Raw genomic sequence first — 17,890 nt, forward strand, 5'->3', positions numbered from 1 at the left:
TGAACCAGTAGCACGCGGGCTCCGCGCCTTCGTCCCCAACGGCACGCAGCGCATTAAATACCCACCCGGCGATGGGCCCCCCCCCGTGCTGACGATCGAAAAGCGGGATGACTTCCTGGTGGTTGATCGCAGTGGCACAGGCAATAACTGCGATGAGCATTTTTTCAAAGAGGATGAGCGTTTGATCCTCGCCCCCCACCAATAAGAGAAGGTCTGATCACTCGACTACAGAGTGACAGGCGAGAGGTAAAGACTGTGGAAGCACATTTGATGGAATGGCTGAACCTGAGCATACGCTGGGTTCATATGATCACTGGCGTGGCCTGGATCGGCGCGTCGTTCTACTTTGTCTGGCTGGAAAACAACCTCAATCGGGTCAACCCGAAAAACGGTCTGGCCGGCGATCTCTGGGCAATTCACGGTGGCGGGATCTACCACCTGGAGAAATACAAACTGGCCCCACCGACCATGCCGGACAACCTGCACTGGTTCAAATGGGAAGCCTATTTCACCTGGATGTCGGGGATCGCGCTGCTGTGCGTGGTGTTCTACTCCAACCCGACGCTGTACCTGCTGGCACCTGGCAGCACCTTGAGCGGACCTGAAGGTGTGGCCATCGGCCTCGGCTCGCTGTTCATCGGCTGGTTCATCTACTCCTTCCTGTGCGACTCGGCCCTGGGCAAACGCCCTGCCCTGCTCGGCTTCATCCTGTTCGTGCTGATCATTGGCGCCGCTTACGGCTTCAGTAAAGTGTTCAGCGGTCGCGGTGCATACCTGCACGTGGGCGCCATCATCGGCACCATCATGGTCGGTAACGTGTTCCGCATCATCATGCCGGCCCAACGGGCACTGGTAGCGGCCATCGCCGAGAACCGCACGCCGGATCCGGCACTGCCAGCCAAAGGCTTGCTGCGTTCGCGTCACAACAACTACTTCACCTTGCCGGTGCTGTTCATCATGATCAGCAACCACTTCCCGAGCACTTATGGCAGCCAGTACAACTGGTTGATCCTGGCCGGGATTGCGGTACTGGCGGTATTGGTGCGTCACTACTTCAACACTCGCCACGAAAGCCACAAGTTCGCCTGGACCCTGCCCGTCGCGGCAGTGGGCATGATCTGCCTGGCCTACGTCACCGGCCCTGCGCCGATGAACACTCCGGAAGTGGCCAAGGCACCGGCGAAGATAGAGTACCAACCGTTGCCGGAAACCGCCCTCGGTGGTGGTGCCAAACCCGCTGAAGCAGCCCCTGCTGCGCCATCCGCCCCTGCTGCACCGGCGCAAGCCTCGACAGCAAGCGGCCCGGACTTCAGCAAGGTACACAGCGTGATTCAGGAACGTTGCGCGGTCTGCCATTCGGCCAAACCGACCAGCCCGCTGTTCAGCGCAGCACCGGCCGGCGTGATGTTCGATACACCAGAACAGATCCGCCAAAACGCCCCGCGTATCCAGGCTCAGGCCGTCGCCAGCCAGATCATGCCGTTGGGCAACATCACGCAGATGACCCAGCAGGAACGCGACCTGATCGGCGCCTGGATCAACCAGGGAGCCCGTACCAACTGAGTCGCCGTTGAAAAGCATCGCGGGCAAGCCTTGCTCCTACGGATCTGTGTCGACTGCATAATTGGTGAACGACACAAAACCTGTAGGAGCAAGGCTTGCCCGCGATCAACCGCGAAGCGGTTGCCATAGAGCTACAAAAACAACTGCCGCCACCGATGCAGCTGTTCAATCACAAGAATAAAAAAGATCCGAGGTGTTGCATGTCCGTGTCATCCGAAGCACGCATCCCCGACGCACCCGCCATTCAACGACTGCCCCTGTTGCAACTGATCCTGGTCGGTCTGCAACACGTTCTGCTGATGTACGGCGGGGCCATCGCGGTGCCGCTGATCATCGGCCAGGCCGCGGGCCTGAGCCGTGAAGAAACCGCCTTCCTGATCAACGCCGACCTGCTGGTCGCCGGCATTGCAACCGTCGTGCAATCGCTGGGCATCGGTCCCATGGGCATTCGCATGCCGGTGATGATGGGCGCCAGTTTCGCGGCGGTCGGCAGTATGGTGGCCATGGCCGGCATGCCTGGCATCGGCCTCCAAGGGATTTTCGGCGCGACCATCGCCGCCGGGTTCTTTGGCATGCTCATCGCGCCGTTCATGTCCAAGGTGGTGCGCTTCTTCCCGCCGCTGGTGACCGGCACCGTCATCACCTCGATCGGTTTATCGCTGTTCCCCGTGGCCGTGAACTGGGCCGGCGGTGGCAACGGCGCTGCACAATTCGGATCCCCTGTTTACCTGACCATCGCCGCTCTGGTGCTGGGTACGATCCTGCTGATCCATCGCTTCATGCGCGGTTTCTGGGTCAACATTTCAGTACTGATCGGCATGGGCCTGGGTTACATCCTCTGCGGCCTGATCGGCATGGTCGACCTCAGCGGCATGGCGCAGGCGCCGTGGGTGCAGATCGTCACCCCGCTGCACTTCGGTATGCCGCAATTCCATCTCGCGCCAATCCTTTCGATGTGCCTGGTGGTGGTGATCATCTTCGTCGAGTCCACCGGAATGTTCCTGGCGCTGGGCAAGATCACCGGCCAGGAAGTCTGCCCACGGATGCTCCGTCGCGGCTTGTTGTGTGATGCCGGCGCATCGTTCTTCGCCGGGTTCTTCAACACCTTCACCCACTCCTCGTTCGCCCAGAATATCGGTCTGGTGCAGATGACCGGCGTGCGCTGCCGCTCGGTGACCATCGTTGCCGGCGGTTTGCTGGTGATGTTGAGCCTGCTGCCCAAAGCGGCATTTCTGGTGGCGTCGATTCCGCCGGCAGTGCTCGGCGGCGCGGCGATTGCGATGTTCGGGATGGTCGCGGCTACCGGGATCAAGATCCTCCAGGAAGCCGACATCGCCGACCGTCGCAACCAGTTGCTGGTAGCGGTGAGTATCGGCATGAGCCTGATCCCGGTGGTTCGCCCGGAATTCTTCGCCCACTTGCCATTGTGGATGAGCCCGATCACCCACAGCGGCATTGCCATGGCGACCCTCAGCGCCCTCTCGTTGAACCTGCTGTTCAATATTCTCGGCGGCGCAGAACGGGCCGCCAACAATGACTGCCACGCTCATCAGCACTGACGGATAACAGGACGGCCCACCCGCCCTTTCATCGTTATCCGGTTTCACCCGTGACACGAAGTACACACATGACAGGCCGACCGGCGATACGACCGGTCGCCGTCAGCGGCTGTCTGCGCCTTAACAATAAGAACAATCGAGGAGCAACACGATGACAGACTTGATAGCGGTGCTCCGTTGCGGGGCGCTTGAGCCATGGCGCGGGAGCCAGTATTTTCCACGGCCGCCTGAATCCGGTCTAAAAAAAAGCCTGGATTTAATTCCTGACCAGACAGCCAACTTACCCCGGCTCTGGACGGTCACAAGGCACATCCCAATAAAAACCGAATGGACGCTTGATCGACTGTTTTCCAGCAGCCGAATGGGCGTTCTTTTGCTTTTTAAAAGCCTTGGCTCAGCTCTTTCTTTGGGATGGCCTGAAAAAGTCCTCACCCTAAAAAGTGCCCCAGTAATTAGGCACATTACAGGCCATTGATTTCATAAAAACCGGGCTTTTTTCAGAGTTTTCCTAGCTGTGACAGGGATGAGTACGCTCTGAATTCGAGTAGGGAAATGGGGGTTTGAACCTACTCAGACTATTTGTACAACTGCGAAATTTTCTCGGCAAATATAAAAACAGTCCCTTTAGCCGAAAGGGACGACTACTCAAGGAAATAGAAGATGCAGAACCGCAAGTTGCTTGTCCGCCAGACCTTTGCCTTCAGTGCTCTGGTATTGAGTGCGGCCACTTCAGTGCAAGCCGCCGATTGGAGCGACAACTCTATTAGTTACTTGTATGGCACCCGCTTCGCTGAGCCGGGTATCGATGGTCCGATAGCCAAGAATATAGTCGAGTTCACGCATGTTGATGGGTACAAATACGGCAGCAACTTCCTCGACGTACAGGTGCTGTTTTCCGATAAACACGATCCGGCCGACGGTGGCGGCAACGGCGCTACCGAGGTGTATGCGATATATCGCCATCAACTTTCACTCAACAAAATTTCCGGCCATGACTTCAAGTGGGGACCCGTTCGGGACTGGTCACTCTCGGGTGGCCTCGACTGGAACACCAAAAACACTGCTTTCGCGCCGGCAAAACGCATGCTCGTCATCGGTCCGACTATCAATTTCGATGTCCCAGGTTTCTGGGACTTGAGTGTGATGTACCGCTCCGAGAGCAACCACAATGGCTTGTCGTTCGCCCAGGAGCACGATGTCCGCTTCAACGACACTTACTACCTGGAAACCGCCTGGGGCATTCCATTCCAGCTCGGTTCGGTACCGCTCAAGTTCAAGGGCTTTGCCAACTTCATCCCCCCCAAGGGTAAGGACGGCTTTGGTAACGACACCGTGAGCGAGACGCTCGTGCACGCCAGCTTACTGGTGGATGTGGGCCAGCTCACTTTCGGCAAGAAAGATACTTTCTTTGCCGGGGTGGGTTACGAATATTGGAATAACAAGTTCGGTAACAACTCTGCATACACACCTGGCACCGAGGCCAATACGCCGTTTCTGAACCTGGAATGGCATCTGTAAGCCTCCAATCAGAAGGCACACTGTCTTACACAGGCAATTGCATACAGCTTATCCACTCCATGGATAATAACCGCACCGATGCGTGGGTCTCCACGCATCGGCATTGCATATGTAAAGTGCGCCAACCTCGAAGTACGCCATCCAGGACACGCAGGACTTCACAACCAATCAGAGCGCCACGAGCTTGCTGCTGAAGTACCACTTCTGATCCAAAGTTAAAAGATCGCAGACCTCGCCAGCACCTACGCAAGCGCATCGAGTGTAGGGCCCGGCGCCATCTGCGATCTTTTGCTTCACCGCAAACACATCGAACAACCCGATCAAACCCTCGAAAAATTCGCAACCATTGATCAATCTGTCTGGCATAGCATGGCGCCATTCCACTCTGATCAAGGAGTTGCACCGATGACTCAATTTCGCAAAGTGCTAAGCCTGCATACCGGCCAACCCGCGTCCGACGGCGCCGGGGTCAAGTTGACCCGCGTATTCGGCGGTGCGGGCGTCGAACGCTTCGACCCGTTCCTGATGCTCGACGAGTTCGGTTCGGAAAATCCCGACGACTACATCGCAGGCTTCCCGCCACACCCGCACCGAGGCTTCGAAACCGTGACCTACATGCTCGAAGGCCGCATGCGCCATGAAGACCATCTGGGTAACGTCGGTTTGCTGGAAGGCGGTGGCGTGCAATGGATGACCGCCGCCAAGGGCATCATCCACAGCGAAATGCCGGAGCAGGAAGAAGGCGTGATGCGCGGCTTCCAGCTGTGGCTGAACCTGCCGGGCAAGCACAAACTCGATCCGGCCAGTTATCGGGACATTCAGCCGGCAGACATTCCACGACTGAAAACCGCGCAAGGCGTCGAGGTGGTGGTGATTGCCGGTCTATTCGACGACGGTGCGGTTAAACAGGTTGGCGCGGTGCAACGGCCGGATACGGAACCGTATTACTTCGACTTCCATCTGCCCGCAGGCACCAGCATCACGCCGAAACTGCCTGATGGGCATCGGGCGCTGCTCTATGTGTATGACGGCAGCGTGGAGTTGCCGGGGCAAATCCAGAGCGTCGGCACCCGCAAACTGGTCCGCCTGTCGGATGAAGGTGAGCTGCAACTGAGCAGCGAGTCCGGGGCCAGGGTGTTGTTGATCGCTGGTAAACCGCTGGGTGAGCCAATCGTGCAGTACGGGCCGTTCGTGATGAACACCCGGGACGAGATCGAACAGGCGCTGCGTGATTTTCGCGATGATCGGTTGACCGCCTGAGTTTTGCGTCGTCTGCAAGGACGCCTTCGCGAGCAAGCCCGCTCCCACACTTGATCGGTGTAACGCCGCTAATAATCGGCACGACATAGATTAAATGTGGGAGCGAGCTTGCTCGCGATGGCCGCGCCGCAGTCCTCAAGCCAGGACTGCAGGCTCCTCCAACCCCAGAAACCGACACAACTCTTCGCGCTTGGCCAACGCATCGCGCCGGCCAAGCTCGATCAATTCGCTGCAATACCCCGCCTCGAACAGCAAATAACTCAACACCCCGGCACCGCTGGTCCTGGTCGCACCCGGCCCGCGCAAGAACAGTCGCAACGCTGCCGGCAGTTCTTGCCGATGCCGTGCGGCAATCTCATCAATCGGCTGACTCGGCGCGATCACCAACACCTCCACCGGCGCTACGCCGAGGCTGCGGGCCGTGGTACTGGCGGGCAACAAGTGACTGAACTGGTTCAAGCGTTGCAACAGCTCGATGTCGCTCTCAAGGCTGTCAATGAAGGTACTGTTGAGCATGTGCCCGCCGATCTGCGCCAACGACGGCTGCTGACCGGTGTAGGTACGCTGCAAAGGATTCTCGGGATCAACGCCGCGCGGGTTGCCGCTGACACCCACCACCAGCACCCTGCTCGCCCCCAAGTGCAGGGCCGGGCTGATCGGCGCCGACTGACGGACCGCACCGTCGCCGAAATACTCGTTGTCGATCTTCACGGGCGCAAACAACAGCGGGATTGCCGAACTGGCGAGCAGATGGTCGACCGTCAATTGAGTCGGCACACCAATACGTCGATGGCGCAGCCAGGCATCAATGCTTCGGCCGCCCTGATAGAACGTCACGGCTTGCCCGGACTCATAACCGAATGCGGTGACGGCCACGGCGTGCAGTTGCTTTTGCGCAATGGCTTCATTGATTCCGGACAGGTGCAGCTTGTCGCTCAACAAATCGCGCAGCGGTGAGCTGTTGAGCAGTGCCACCGGCACTTTTGCGCCAATCCCCAGCAGGCTGTGGCTGACAAAGCGGCTAGCCTGGCTGATCACCCCCGGCCAATCGCTGCGCAGCACCAAATGGCTGCGAAAGCCCTGCCAGAACGCGGTCAGCCGCTCGATGGCCCCGGTAAAGTCCATCGCCCCACTGGCCAGGCTCACCGCATTGATCGCCCCGGCCGAGGTGCCGACGATCACCGGAAACGGATTGGCAGCACCTGCCGGCAGCAGCTCGGCAATCGCCGCCAGCACCCCGACCTGATACGCCGCCCGAGCCCCGCCGCCGGAAAGAATCAAACCTGTAACCGGCTCAGCTGAACTCATCGCAACACTCCATGGTGCTCGGGGGTTTTCAATTCGGCGGGGTGGGTTCAACCGCGCTTGGCATACAGTTTCGGCTCGCCGGGCGGACGGCTCTTGAAGCGTCGATGGGTCCAGAGGTATTGCTCAGGGCAATCACGCACGCAATCTTCGACCCACTGGTTAATCCGGATGCAGTCAACCTCGTCGCTTTCACCCGGAAAATCGCTCAGCGGCGCATGGATCACCAGACGGTAGCCACTGCCATCGGCCAGGCGCTCCTGAGTGAATGGCACCACCAACGCCTTGCCCAACTTGGCAAACTTGCTGGTGGCTGGAACGGTCGCGGCCAGAATGCCGAACAACGGCACGAAGATACTTTGCTTGGCGCCGTAGTCCTGATCCGGTGCATACCAGATCGCCCGGCCTGCGCGCAGCAATTTGAGCATGCCGCGTACGTCGTCGCGCTCCACCGCCAGCGAATCGAGGTTATGCCTTTCACGACCGCGCCGCTGAATGTAATCGAACAGCGGGTTTTTATGTTCGCGGTACATGCCGTCGATGGTGTGCTGCTGGCCGAGCAACGCCGCGCCGATTTCCAGCGTGGTGAAGTGCAACGCCATCAGAATCACGCCCTTGCCGTCGCGCTGAGCCTGTTTGAGGTGCTCCAGCCCTTCGACATGGGCCAGGCGCGCCAGACGCGCCCGGGACCACCACCAGCTCATGGCCATCTCGAAGAAGGCTATGCCGGTCGAGACGAAGTTTTCCTTGAGCAGACGCTTGCGCTCGGCAGGCGTTTTTTCCGGAAAACACAGTTCCAGGTTGAGCTTGGCAATGCGCCGACGGTCGGTGGCGACCTGATACATGCCGCCGCCCAGCAGGCGACCAAGGCGCACCAGCAGCGGATACGGCAGCTGAACGACCAGCCACAGCAGCCCTAGACCGCACCATAGCGGCCAAAAGCGCGGAAGAAAAAATGCAGCTCGAAATTGCGGGCGATCCATTGACGATTCCGGACAGACAACAAGGCCGCGCATTCTACATCGGTTCGACCCGGCTTGCGGCTCGCGGGCGTTCTCGTTATAAGTCTCGGCACTTTTAGTGACAAGCCGTTTTATGCCGACCATGAGCCAAACCGAACCGCTAGACCAAGATCCCGTGTTCCAGTTGAAGGGCAGCATGCTCGCCATTACGGTGCTGGAACTGGCCCGCAATGACCTCGAAAGCCTCGACCGACAACTGGCTGCGAAGGTCGCCCTGGCGCCAAACTTTTTCAGCAATGCGCCGCTGGTGCTGGCCCTGGACAAACTCCCGGCCACTGAAGGCGCTGTCGACCTGCCCGCGCTGATGCGTGTTTGCCGCCATCATGGCTTGCGCACCCTGGCCATCCGCGCCAACCGCATCGAAGACATCGCCGCCGCCATTGCCGTCGATCTGCCGGTACTGCCGCCGTCTGGCGCGCGCGAGCGTGCAATCGATCCGCACGAAGGCGAAGTCAGGAAAAAGCCGGAAAAACCGCCTGAACCGACCATCAAACCGACCCGAATAATCACTTCGCCAGTACGTGGTGGCCAGCAGATTTATGCCCAGGGTGGCGATTTGATAGTGATTTCTTCGGTCAGCCCGGGGGCGGAACTTCTCGCCGATGGCAACATCCATGTATACGGACCGATGCGCGGTCGTGCGTTGGCGGGTGTAAAGGGTGACACCAAGGCACGGATTTTCTGTCAGCAATTGAGCGCTGAACTACTCTCCATCGCCGGTCACTACAAGGTTTCCGAAGATCTGCGCCGCGACCCTCTGTGGGGGGCCGGCGTACAAGTCAGCCTGTCGGGCGACGTGTTGAACATCATTCGGCTTTAACGGATACTGCCGCATTTTCCAAGCATCTCTAAAACGTAGCGAAAACGGCTCAAACGAAGTAGGAAAAAGGCATAAGGCAGCGTTTACCGGAGGTAAACCCCGCCCAAGGCCGGATTCCAGCCAAGGCTGTCCGACTGCAGTAGTTTTCAAGAGATGTTTTTCAGGGGCTAAAAGTCCTTTTTCCTTAGGGGTGAAACACCTTGGCCAAGATTCTCGTGGTTACATCCGGCAAGGGTGGTGTGGGTAAGACCACCACCAGCGCCGCTATCGGTACCGGCCTCGCTTTGCGCGGTCACAAAACAGTCATCGTCGATTTCGACGTCGGCCTGCGTAACCTCGACTTGATCATGGGTTGCGAGCGTCGCGTGGTGTATGACTTCGTCAACGTGGTCAACGGCGAAGCCAACCTGCAGCAAGCCCTGATCAAAGACAAGCGTCTGGAAAACCTCTACGTGCTGGCCGCCAGTCAGACGCGCGACAAAGACGCGCTGACCGTAGAAGGCGTGGAAAAAGTGCTCATGGCACTTAAAGAAGACTTCGAATTCGTGGTCTGCGACTCTCCGGCGGGCATCGAGAAAGGCGCTCACCTGGCCATGTACTTCGCTGACGAAGCGATTGTCGTGACCAACCCGGAAGTGTCCTCGGTACGTGACTCGGACCGCATGCTGGGCCTGCTGGCGAGCAAGTCGCGTCGCGCCGAAAACGGCGAAGACCCGATCAAGGAACACCTGCTGCTGACCCGCTACAACCCAGAGCGCGTGAGCAACGGCGAAATGCTCGGCGTCGAAGACGTCAAAGAGATTCTGGCGGTCACCCTGCTGGGCGTGATTCCGGAATCGCAAGCCGTACTCAAGGCTTCCAACCAAGGCGTGCCGGTGATTCTCGACGACCAGAGCGACGCCGGTCAGGCGTACAGCGATGCCGTCGATCGTCTGCTGGGCAAAACCGTGCAACACCGGTTCCTTGACGTTGAGAAGAAGGGATTCTTCGAGCGCCTGTTTGGAGGTAGATAATGAATCTTTTTGACTTCTTTCGTGCCAACAAAAAAGTAAGCACCGCGTCGGTAGCGAAAGAGCGTCTACAGATCATCGTGGCGCATGAACGCGGCCAGCGCAGTACCCCTGATTACTTGCCAGCCTTGCAAAAGGAACTGGTCGAAGTGATCCGCAAGTACGTCAATATCGGGTCCGATGACGTGCACGTCGCACTGGAAAACCAGGGCAGCTGCTCGATTCTGGAACTCAATATCACCCTGCCTGATCGCTGAGTCGATCCGGCTGGGAACCACGGCAGTCAGAACACCTGCCGGTCTAATGTGGGAGCGGGCTTGCTCGCGAAGGCGTCGGTACAATCAACAGTGATGTTGGATGTTCCGGCCTCTTCGCGAGCAAGCCCGCTCCCACACGTTTGTTACGAGGCTGTTTTAATGCCGCTGTCGAATATCCGCATCATCCATCAGGACGCCGCCGTACTGGTGGTGGACAAGCCTACCCTGCTGCTCTCCGTGCCCGGTCGCGCCGATGACAACAAGGATTGCCTGATCACCCGTCTGCAAGAAAACGGCTACCCGGAAGCACGCATCGTCCATCGACTGGACTGGGAAACCTCCGGGATCATCCTGTTGGCCCGCGACCCGGATACCCATCGCGAACTGTCCCGGCAGTTTCACGACCGCGAAACCGAAAAAGCCTACACCGCACTCTGCTGGGGCCAGCCGGAACTGGACAGCGGCAGCATCGACTTACCGCTGCGCTACGACCCGCCGACCAAACCCCGCCACGTCGTGGACCATGAATTTGGCAAACATGCGCTGACCTTCTGGCGCGTACTGGAACGTTGCGGCGACTGGTGCCGGGTGGAACTGACGCCAATCACCGGTCGCTCGCACCAGCTGCGCGTGCACATGTTGTCCATCGGCCATCCGCTGCTGGGCGACGGGCTTTACGCCCACCCGCAAGCCCTGGCCGCCTGGCCGCGCTTGTGCCTGCACGCCAGCATGCTGAGCTTCACCCACCCACAAAGTGGCGAGCGCCTGCGCTTCGAGTGCCCGGCACCGTTCTGAGCCATCCTCTGTACCTGTAGGAGCTGCCGAAGGCTGCGATCTTTACCCTCAGCACTTCGATTCTCTGTGGCTGCCTGAAAGCGAAAGATCAACAGATCGCAGCCTTCGGCAGCTCCTACAAATTTCCGCACAACGCCAAACCTGCGATCAATACGGTAAACTCCCGGCACTGCTGTCTGGAGCTACTTATGCGCGAAGAGTTGAACCAAGGCCTGATCGACTTCCTCAAGGCCTCCCCTACCCCATTCCATGCCACCGCCAGCCTTGTTCAGCGTCTGGAAGCGGCGGGTTATCAGCGCCTTGACGAGCGCGAGCCCTGGACCACCGAAGCCAACGGTCGTTACTACGTCACCCGCAACGACTCTGCGATCGTCGCCATCAAGATGGGCCGCAATTCCCCGCTACATGACGGTATCCGTCTGGTCGGCGCCCACACCGACAGCCCGTGCCTGCGGGTCAAGCCACAACCTGAACTGCAACGTCAGGGTTTCTGGCAGCTGGGCGTCGAAGTCTATGGCGGCGCACTGCTCGCCCCGTGGTTTGACCGCGACTTGTCGTTGGCCGGCCGCGTGACCTTCCGCCGCGACGGCAAGGTCGAAAGCCAGTTGATCGACTTCAAGGCACCGATCGCCACCATTCCCAACCTGGCCATTCACCTCAACCGTGAAGCCAACATGGGCTGGGCGATCAACGCGCAGACCGAGCTGCCACCAATCCTTGCGCAATTTGCCGGTGACGAGCGTGTGGACTTCCGCGCCGTGCTCACTGATCAGTTGGCCCGGGAACACGGCTTGAACGCCGACGTGGTGCTCGATTACGAGTTGAGTTTCTACGACACCCAAAGCGCCGCCGTCATCGGCCTGCACGGCGACTTCATTGCCGGTGCGCGCCTGGACAATCTGCTGTCGTGCTACGCCGGCCTGCAAGCCTTGCTGACGGCTGAAACCGATGAGACGTGCGTGCTGGTGTGCAACGACCACGAAGAAGTCGGCTCCTGCTCGGCGAGCGGCGCCGACGGCCCGATGCTCGAACAGACCCTGCGTCGTCTGCTGCCTGAAGGTGACGAGTTCGTACGCACCATTCAGAAGTCGCTGCTGGTCTCGGCCGACAACGCCCACGGTGTACACCCCAACTACGCCGACAAGCACGACGCCAACCACGGCCCGAAACTCAATGCCGGCCCGGTAATCAAGGTCAACAGCAACCAGCGCTACGCCACCAATAGCGAAACTGCCGGGTTCTTCCGTCATCTGTGCATGGCCGAAGAAGTCCCGGTACAAAGCTTTGTGGTGCGCAGCGACATGGGCTGTGGCTCGACCATCGGCCCGATCACCGCCAGCCATCTGGGCGTTCGCACCGTGGACATCGGCCTGCCAACATTTGCCATGCACTCGATCCGTGAACTGTGCGGCAGCCATGACCTGGCGCACCTGGTCAAAGTGTTGAGCGCTTTCTACGCGTGCCGCGAGTTGCCGTAACCGCTTTAAAAGATCGCAGGCTTCGCCAGCTCCTACGGGGCTTGTTTTCGTAGGAGCTGCCGCAGGCTGCGATCTTTTCAAAAGCACCACCGGGTCATTTCTGAGACACCACGTCGCACAAAAGCCACCTAGACTTACATCACCTTCTTGGACAGGGCTGTCGCCATGATCTCGATGTCTGTATTCAACTCCATGCTTATTCCCATACTCTCGGGAATGATCCTGCTGGCCATCGGCTTCAACTTTCGCGACAAGAACGCCGGGGTGTTCTCGATGTGGATCGGCATGCTGCTGATCCTCGCCACCGTGATTTACAAAATCCTCGCAAAACTGAACGAATAAAAGCGCTGACTACGCTCGCATTGGTTTTTCCCCGCTCGTACACTCGCTCGACCTGCACCTGTTGAGGTTGACCGCCTAGTGTTCGCTCGTCTTTTCGCCCTGCCGTCTACGTTGTTCATCTGCCTGTTGATGCTGCTTCCCTTGGCCCCTGCTCAGGCCGTCGGCCTGCCGAGCCTGCTCAACGGCTCACCAAAAGCCCAGCCGGAAGCGACCGAACCGCTGGGGCAATCGCTGGACGAAGTGATCAAATCGCTGGAAAACGATCAGCAACGAGGCAGGTTGCTGGCCGATCTGAAGAAACTGCGCGACGTCAGCAAAAAAGCCCAGACACCCACCGAAGAAGGCGTGCTCGGCTTGATCGGCGGCACCCTGGCCAGCCTCGAACAACAGTTTTCAGGTGCCGACAGCCCGCTCACTCGCTGGTCCGACGAGTTCGACCTGGCCAAGGACGAACTGCGCGCGCTGATGCTGCCGGCCAGCGAATGGCTGCCGATGCTCTTTGCCTTCGCCTTGATTCTGATGCTCTGGAGCCTGCTCGCCGCCGCGCTGATCTGGCTCGGTCATCGCGTACGAACGCGCTTCGGCCTTACTGAAGAATTGCCGCAACACCCCAAGACCTGGGACATGCTGCGCTTTGCCCTGCGCAAACTCGGCCCCTGGCTGATCGCCCTGCTGATTACCGTCTACATGAGCTATGCCCTGCCGTCATCGCTGGGTAAATACCTGGCCATGGTGCTGGCTTATGCACTGGTGGTCGGCACCTGTTTCTCGGCGATCTGCGTGATCGCATTTTCCGTGCTCGACGGTCCGCATCGGCATCGCGCCCTGTACATCCTGCGGCACCAGGCCTTCCGCCCGCTGTGGCTGATCGGCAGTTTTGCAGCCTTCGGTGAAGGCTTGAACGACCCACGACTGGTCACCGGTCTCGGCATTCACCTGGCCCACACCACCGCGACCATCGCCAATGTGCTGGCAGCGATTTTCACCGGTCTGTTCATCCTGCGATTCCGTCGGCCCATCGCCCACCTGATCCGCAACCAGCCATTGTCACGGCGTCTGACCCGTCGTGCACTGAGCGACACCATCGAAATTCTCGGGACTTTCTGGTACCTGCCCGCGCTGGTGCTGGTAGCGATCTCGCTGTTCGCCACCTTCGTCTCCGCCGGCGACACCAGCACCGCACTGCGCCAATCGCTGATCTGCACCGTGCTGCTGGTGTTGTGCATGGTCATCAACGGACTGGTCCGCCGCCATGCACTCAAGCCACAACGCGGGGCAAAGCGTCACGCGCTGTATTCGGATCGCCTCAAAAGCTTCTTCTATACTCTTGCGCATTTGATGGTGTGGCTGACCTTCATCGAGCTCGGCTTGCGGGTCTGGGGCATGTCGATGATCCGCTTCACCGAGGGCGAAGGCCATGAAGTCAGTGTCAAACTGTTCAGCCTGGGCGGCACGCTGATCTTCGCCTGGTTGATCTGGATCCTCAGCGACACCGCCGTGCACCATGCCCTCACCCGCTCGCGCAAAGGCTTGGCCAACGCACGCGCGCAGACCATGATGCCGCTGATCCGCAACGTGCTGTTCGTGACGATTTTCATCATTGCGCTGATCGTCGCCTTGGCCAACATGGGCATGAACGTCACGCCGCTGCTGGCTGGTGCCGGTGTGATCGGTCTGGCCATCGGTTTTGGCGCCCAGTCGCTGGTATCCGACCTGATCACCGGACTGTTCATCATCATCGAAGACTCCCTGGCCATCGACGACTACGTAGATGTCGGCGGCCACCTCGGCACCGTCGAAGGCCTGACCATCCGCACCGTGCGACTACGGGACATCGACGGCATCGTACACACCATCCCGTTCAGTGAAATCAAAAGCATCAAGAACTACTCGCGGGAATTCGGCTATGCGATCTTCCGGGTGGCGGTGCCTTACAACATGGAAATCGACGACGCGATCAAACTGATGCGCGAAGTCGGCCATAAAATGCGCACCGACCCGCTGCAACGCCGCAACATCTGGTCGCCGCTGGAGATCCAGGGTGTCGAGAGTTTCGAGTCCGGCAGCGCAATCCTGCGCGCACGGTTCAAGACCGCACCGATCAAACAATGGGAAGTGTCGCGCGCATTCAACCTGTCACTCAAACGCCATCTGGATGAAGCGGGGCTGGATCTGGCGACACCACGCATGAGCATTCAGGTGGTGACGGCAGGTGGCGGTCTAGAAAAGGAATAACGCACCGCACACTCAAAAGCAGACGCGGAGCCTCCGGGGCGGCACTCCGTTACCGCGCGTGGGAACGACGCCCCAACCACTCAGGCCGGCCGGTAGGCCGCCGTGCTGTTGCTGTTGATCTTGACCCACCCGCCCCTTCGGGAGGCCGAGTGGAGGTGTTCATCAGGGGGTTGGCGCGCAGCGCCGTACGGCGCAGCCGGACACATCGAGAGGAGGTCGTCGCGCAGCAGACCGTAGGCGATGCCCCCTGATGAATGCCGGAGCGAGGGGACGCCGAGCCTAGGCGAGGTGCCGTACGCTCGGGGCGAGACCTTTTGGTTCCTTTTGTGGCGTCTGACAAAAGGGACTCGCCGTAAGGGCGAAACCCTAAGCCGCCGTGACCGCAGCAACAGATATGTACACCAACAAGCAAGCTCAGCGCCTACAAGACATCCACCCCGACATGAATCGCATCATGCCGCCAGAACTCCAGATCACAATCAATCAACCGCTGATGCTGATCATAATTGACCCGCGCAATCCGTAACCCCGGACTCCCCACAGACACCCGAAGTGCCGCCGCCGCGTCCACCGACAACGCGGTCGGCACAATCTCGAATCGCACCCGCCCATAGTGCAAATCGTAATGCCGCGCATACAACTCGGTGATCGACTGATTCAGATCGAACTCCAGAATCCCCGGAAAGAACTGCGGATTCAAATAGTGCTCAACATACAAAACCAACCGCCCATCAATGCGCCGCGAACGGCATATCTGAATCACACTCGACAACGCCGGCAACTGCAGCCAGGCACACACCGCCGCTGACGCCGGTTGCAACCGCGCCGAAATCACTTCCGTCGACGGCACCCGCCCCTGGGCGCTGACCATCGCGTGAAAGTGGCTACGCTGCATCAGGTTGTAGGCCAGACGCGGTGGCGAAACGAACCAGCCGCGCCGCTCCTCGCGATAAATCTGCCCCTGCGCCTCCAACTGCAACAACGCCTCACGCACAGTGATCCGCGTGGTCCCGAACAACTCACTGAGTTTGCGCTCGGCCGGCAGCTTGCTCGCAGGCGCCAGCAGACCGTGATCGATCTGCTCCTGCAACACCTGACCGATGGCTGTCACCGCTTTCGTTGCCTCTTCGCGCATCAACGTTACCTATCTGGACTAGGCCAGCACTGTTTCTGGGCAGGACCGCGCCAAAAAGCGCGTCCTGAAACGTATTGCAAGCCTAGGCAATACATATGACTGATCGATGACAAAGCCGTCGAACGGTTGATCAAGAGCGCTGCAAATTAGCGGCCAAGTCCTTGCAAACCGGCCATCTGCTCATGGTCTACGCTTATCTCGCAGCCCTCACTACCGAGCGAAATAAATGCGAGCGCGCCTGATGCCGACATCAAAGTGTCATCCAGCTCACCTAAATTGGCTCAGGTATTGCTGACCTAGACCAACAAACCGCAAAACGCAGCGTTGAATACGCCCAAAGGAGCTTCGGATGAAACAGCTTTTCCTGGCATCACTGTTAGGCTCGACCATTGCCATGTGCACCGCAGCGATGGCGGCTGACACCGACTTGAAAACCCTGGAAGCCGCTGCGAAAGCGGAAGGCGCCGTCAACAGCGTCGGCATGCCCGATGACTGGGCCAACTGGAAAGGTACCTGGGAAGACCTGGCCAAGAACTACGGCCTCAAGCACATCGACACCGACATGAGCTCGGCCCAGGAAGTGGCCAAGTTCGCCGCCGAAAAAGACAACGCCAGCGCTGATATCGGTGACGTCGGTGCCGCCTTCGGCCCGATCGCGGTCAAGCAAGGTGTGGTTCAACCGTACAAGCCAAGCACTTGGGCGCAGGTCCCGGACTGGGCCAAGGACAAGGACGGTAACTGGGCACTGGCCTACACCGGCACCATCGCTTTCATCGTCAACAAGAAGCTGCTGCACGGTTCTGAAGCACCCACCAAGTGGGCTGACCTCAAGACCGGAAAATACAAGGTGTCCATCGGTGACGTGAGCACCGCCGCACAAGCCGCCAACGGTGTACTGGCCGCCGCCATCGCCAACGGTGGTGATGAAAAGAACATTCAGCCGGCACTGCTGATGTTCGCCGAAATCGCCAAGCAAGGTCGCCTGTCGCTGGCCAACCCGACGATTTCCACCATGGAAAAGGGTGAAGTCGAAGTCGGTGTGGTCTGGGACTTCAACGGACTGAGCTATAAAGCCAAGATGGCAAACCCGGATGACTACGTCGTGCTGATCCCGTCCGATGGTTCGGTGAAGTCCGGTTACACCACCATCATCAACAAATACGCCAAGCACCCGAACGCCGCCAAACTGGCGCGTGAGTACATCTTCAGCGATGCCGGTCAAATCAACCTGGCGCGCGGTAACGCCCGTCCGATTCGTGCTGAAACAGGCCTGAAACTGCCTGCTGATGTAGCGAAAAACCTGATCCCTGCAGCGCAATACGAAGCAGCCAAGCCTAAACCGATCAAAGACGCCGACGCTTGGGAAAAAACCTCCAAGGCCCTGCCGCAGAAGTGGCAGGAAGAAGTCATCATTAACATGCAATAACGCTGTAGCTCCACAGCTGGAAATCTAATGTGGGAGCGGGCTTGCTCGCGAAGACGGCGGCACATTCAACATCAATGTGGCCGACAGTCCGCTTTCGCGAGCAAGCCCGCTCCCACACTGGTCCGAGTCGAGTCTGTGTTTTTTCGAATACCTGGTACGCGGAGT

Annotated in this window: 16 protein-coding genes; 13 read left to right on the forward strand and 3 right to left on the reverse strand. The window is 59.2% G+C overall.

Annotation, left to right across the window (positions count from 1 at the left end):
- The 5 genes from ACIPIN_RS11585 to ACIPIN_RS11605 form a co-directional block, all read left to right on the forward strand.
- Positions 1-205 (forward strand): ureidoglycolate lyase (locus tag ACIPIN_RS11585; protein WP_401118559.1); only part of this gene is annotated, 205 nt, incomplete at its 5' end.
- Between the two features lie 50 nt (positions 206-255).
- On the forward strand, positions 256-1,563 hold the full coding sequence (locus ACIPIN_RS11590) for a urate hydroxylase PuuD (RefSeq protein WP_401118562.1): 1,308 nt from the start codon (positions 256-258) through the stop codon (positions 1,561-1,563).
- A gap of 200 nt (positions 1,564-1,763) precedes the next feature.
- On the forward strand, positions 1,764-3,122 hold the full coding sequence (locus ACIPIN_RS11595; RefSeq protein WP_401118564.1) for a nucleobase:cation symporter-2 family protein: 1,359 nt from the start codon (positions 1,764-1,766) through the stop codon (positions 3,120-3,122).
- A gap of 660 nt (positions 3,123-3,782) precedes the next feature.
- Positions 3,783-4,640, forward strand: coding sequence for a hypothetical protein (locus ACIPIN_RS11600; protein WP_401118567.1), 858 nt, complete (start codon positions 3,783-3,785; stop codon positions 4,638-4,640).
- Between the two features lie 405 nt (positions 4,641-5,045).
- Positions 5,046-5,900: a pirin family protein gene (locus ACIPIN_RS11605; RefSeq protein ID WP_401118570.1), complete on the forward strand. Its 855-nt coding sequence runs from the start codon at positions 5,046-5,048 to the stop codon at positions 5,898-5,900.
- A 135-nt stretch (positions 5,901-6,035) separates the two neighbouring features.
- Here ACIPIN_RS11605 and ACIPIN_RS11610 read toward each other — a convergent pair whose 3' ends face one another.
- A complete protein-coding gene (locus ACIPIN_RS11610) occupies positions 6,036-7,208 on the reverse strand; it encodes a patatin-like phospholipase family protein (protein WP_401118572.1) in 1,173 nt (390 codons plus the stop codon).
- 47 nt (positions 7,209-7,255) lie between these two features.
- Positions 7,256-8,188 (reverse strand): lipid A biosynthesis lauroyl acyltransferase, encoded by a 933-nt coding sequence (locus ACIPIN_RS11615; RefSeq protein ID WP_401118575.1) that lies wholly within the window; start codon positions 8,186-8,188, stop codon positions 7,256-7,258.
- 121 nt (positions 8,189-8,309) lie between these two features.
- Here ACIPIN_RS11615 and minC point away from each other — a divergent pair, with 121 nt between their 5' ends.
- From minC to ACIPIN_RS11650, 7 genes are all read left to right on the forward strand, one after another.
- Positions 8,310-9,047: a septum site-determining protein MinC gene (minC, locus tag ACIPIN_RS11620; RefSeq protein WP_401118690.1), complete on the forward strand. Its 738-nt coding sequence runs from the start codon at positions 8,310-8,312 to the stop codon at positions 9,045-9,047.
- A gap of 200 nt (positions 9,048-9,247) precedes the next feature.
- Positions 9,248-10,060, forward strand: coding sequence for a septum site-determining protein MinD (minD, locus tag ACIPIN_RS11625; RefSeq protein ID WP_054593514.1), 813 nt, complete (start codon positions 9,248-9,250; stop codon positions 10,058-10,060).
- Positions 10,060-10,314 carry a cell division topological specificity factor MinE gene (gene minE / locus ACIPIN_RS11630; protein WP_019693048.1) on the forward strand — a complete coding sequence of 85 codons (255 nt, stop codon included), beginning with the start codon at positions 10,060-10,062 and terminating at the stop codon, positions 10,312-10,314. Before minD ends, minE begins: the two co-directional genes overlap by 1 nt.
- Before the next feature lie 159 nt (positions 10,315-10,473).
- On the forward strand, positions 10,474-11,109 hold the full coding sequence (locus ACIPIN_RS11635; RefSeq protein ID WP_007940846.1) for an RluA family pseudouridine synthase: 636 nt from the start codon (positions 10,474-10,476) through the stop codon (positions 11,107-11,109).
- Between the two features lie 188 nt (positions 11,110-11,297).
- Positions 11,298-12,587, forward strand: coding sequence for a M18 family aminopeptidase (locus tag ACIPIN_RS11640; protein ID WP_401118579.1), 1,290 nt, complete (start codon positions 11,298-11,300; stop codon positions 12,585-12,587).
- Between the two features lie 165 nt (positions 12,588-12,752).
- Positions 12,753-12,929, forward strand: a complete 177-nt coding sequence (locus tag ACIPIN_RS11645) for a hypothetical protein (protein WP_167368545.1) — start codon at positions 12,753-12,755, stop codon at positions 12,927-12,929.
- A 78-nt stretch (positions 12,930-13,007) separates the two neighbouring features.
- The gene (locus tag ACIPIN_RS11650; protein ID WP_401118582.1) at positions 13,008-15,164 is read left to right on the forward strand and encodes a mechanosensitive ion channel family protein; all 2,157 of its coding nucleotides are present in this window, start codon (positions 13,008-13,010) and stop codon (positions 15,162-15,164) included.
- Positions 15,165-15,585: 421 nt separating this feature from the next.
- On the opposite strand, the gene phnR is transcribed toward ACIPIN_RS11650, so the two are convergent.
- On the reverse strand, positions 15,586-16,299 hold the full coding sequence (gene phnR, locus ACIPIN_RS11655; protein WP_401118583.1) for a phosphonate utilization transcriptional regulator PhnR: 714 nt from the start codon (positions 16,297-16,299) through the stop codon (positions 15,586-15,588).
- Between the two features lie 349 nt (positions 16,300-16,648).
- On the opposite strand from phnR, the gene ACIPIN_RS11660 reads away from it, so the two are divergent.
- Positions 16,649-17,725 (forward strand): ABC transporter substrate-binding protein, encoded by a 1,077-nt coding sequence (locus tag ACIPIN_RS11660; protein ID WP_401118586.1) that lies wholly within the window; start codon positions 16,649-16,651, stop codon positions 17,723-17,725.
- Positions 17,726-17,890 lie beyond the last annotated feature (165 nt).

It is taken from the genome of Pseudomonas sp. NPDC087697 (genome assembly GCF_044743155.1).
Lineage (GTDB): Bacteria > Pseudomonadota > Gammaproteobacteria > Pseudomonadales > Pseudomonadaceae > Aquipseudomonas.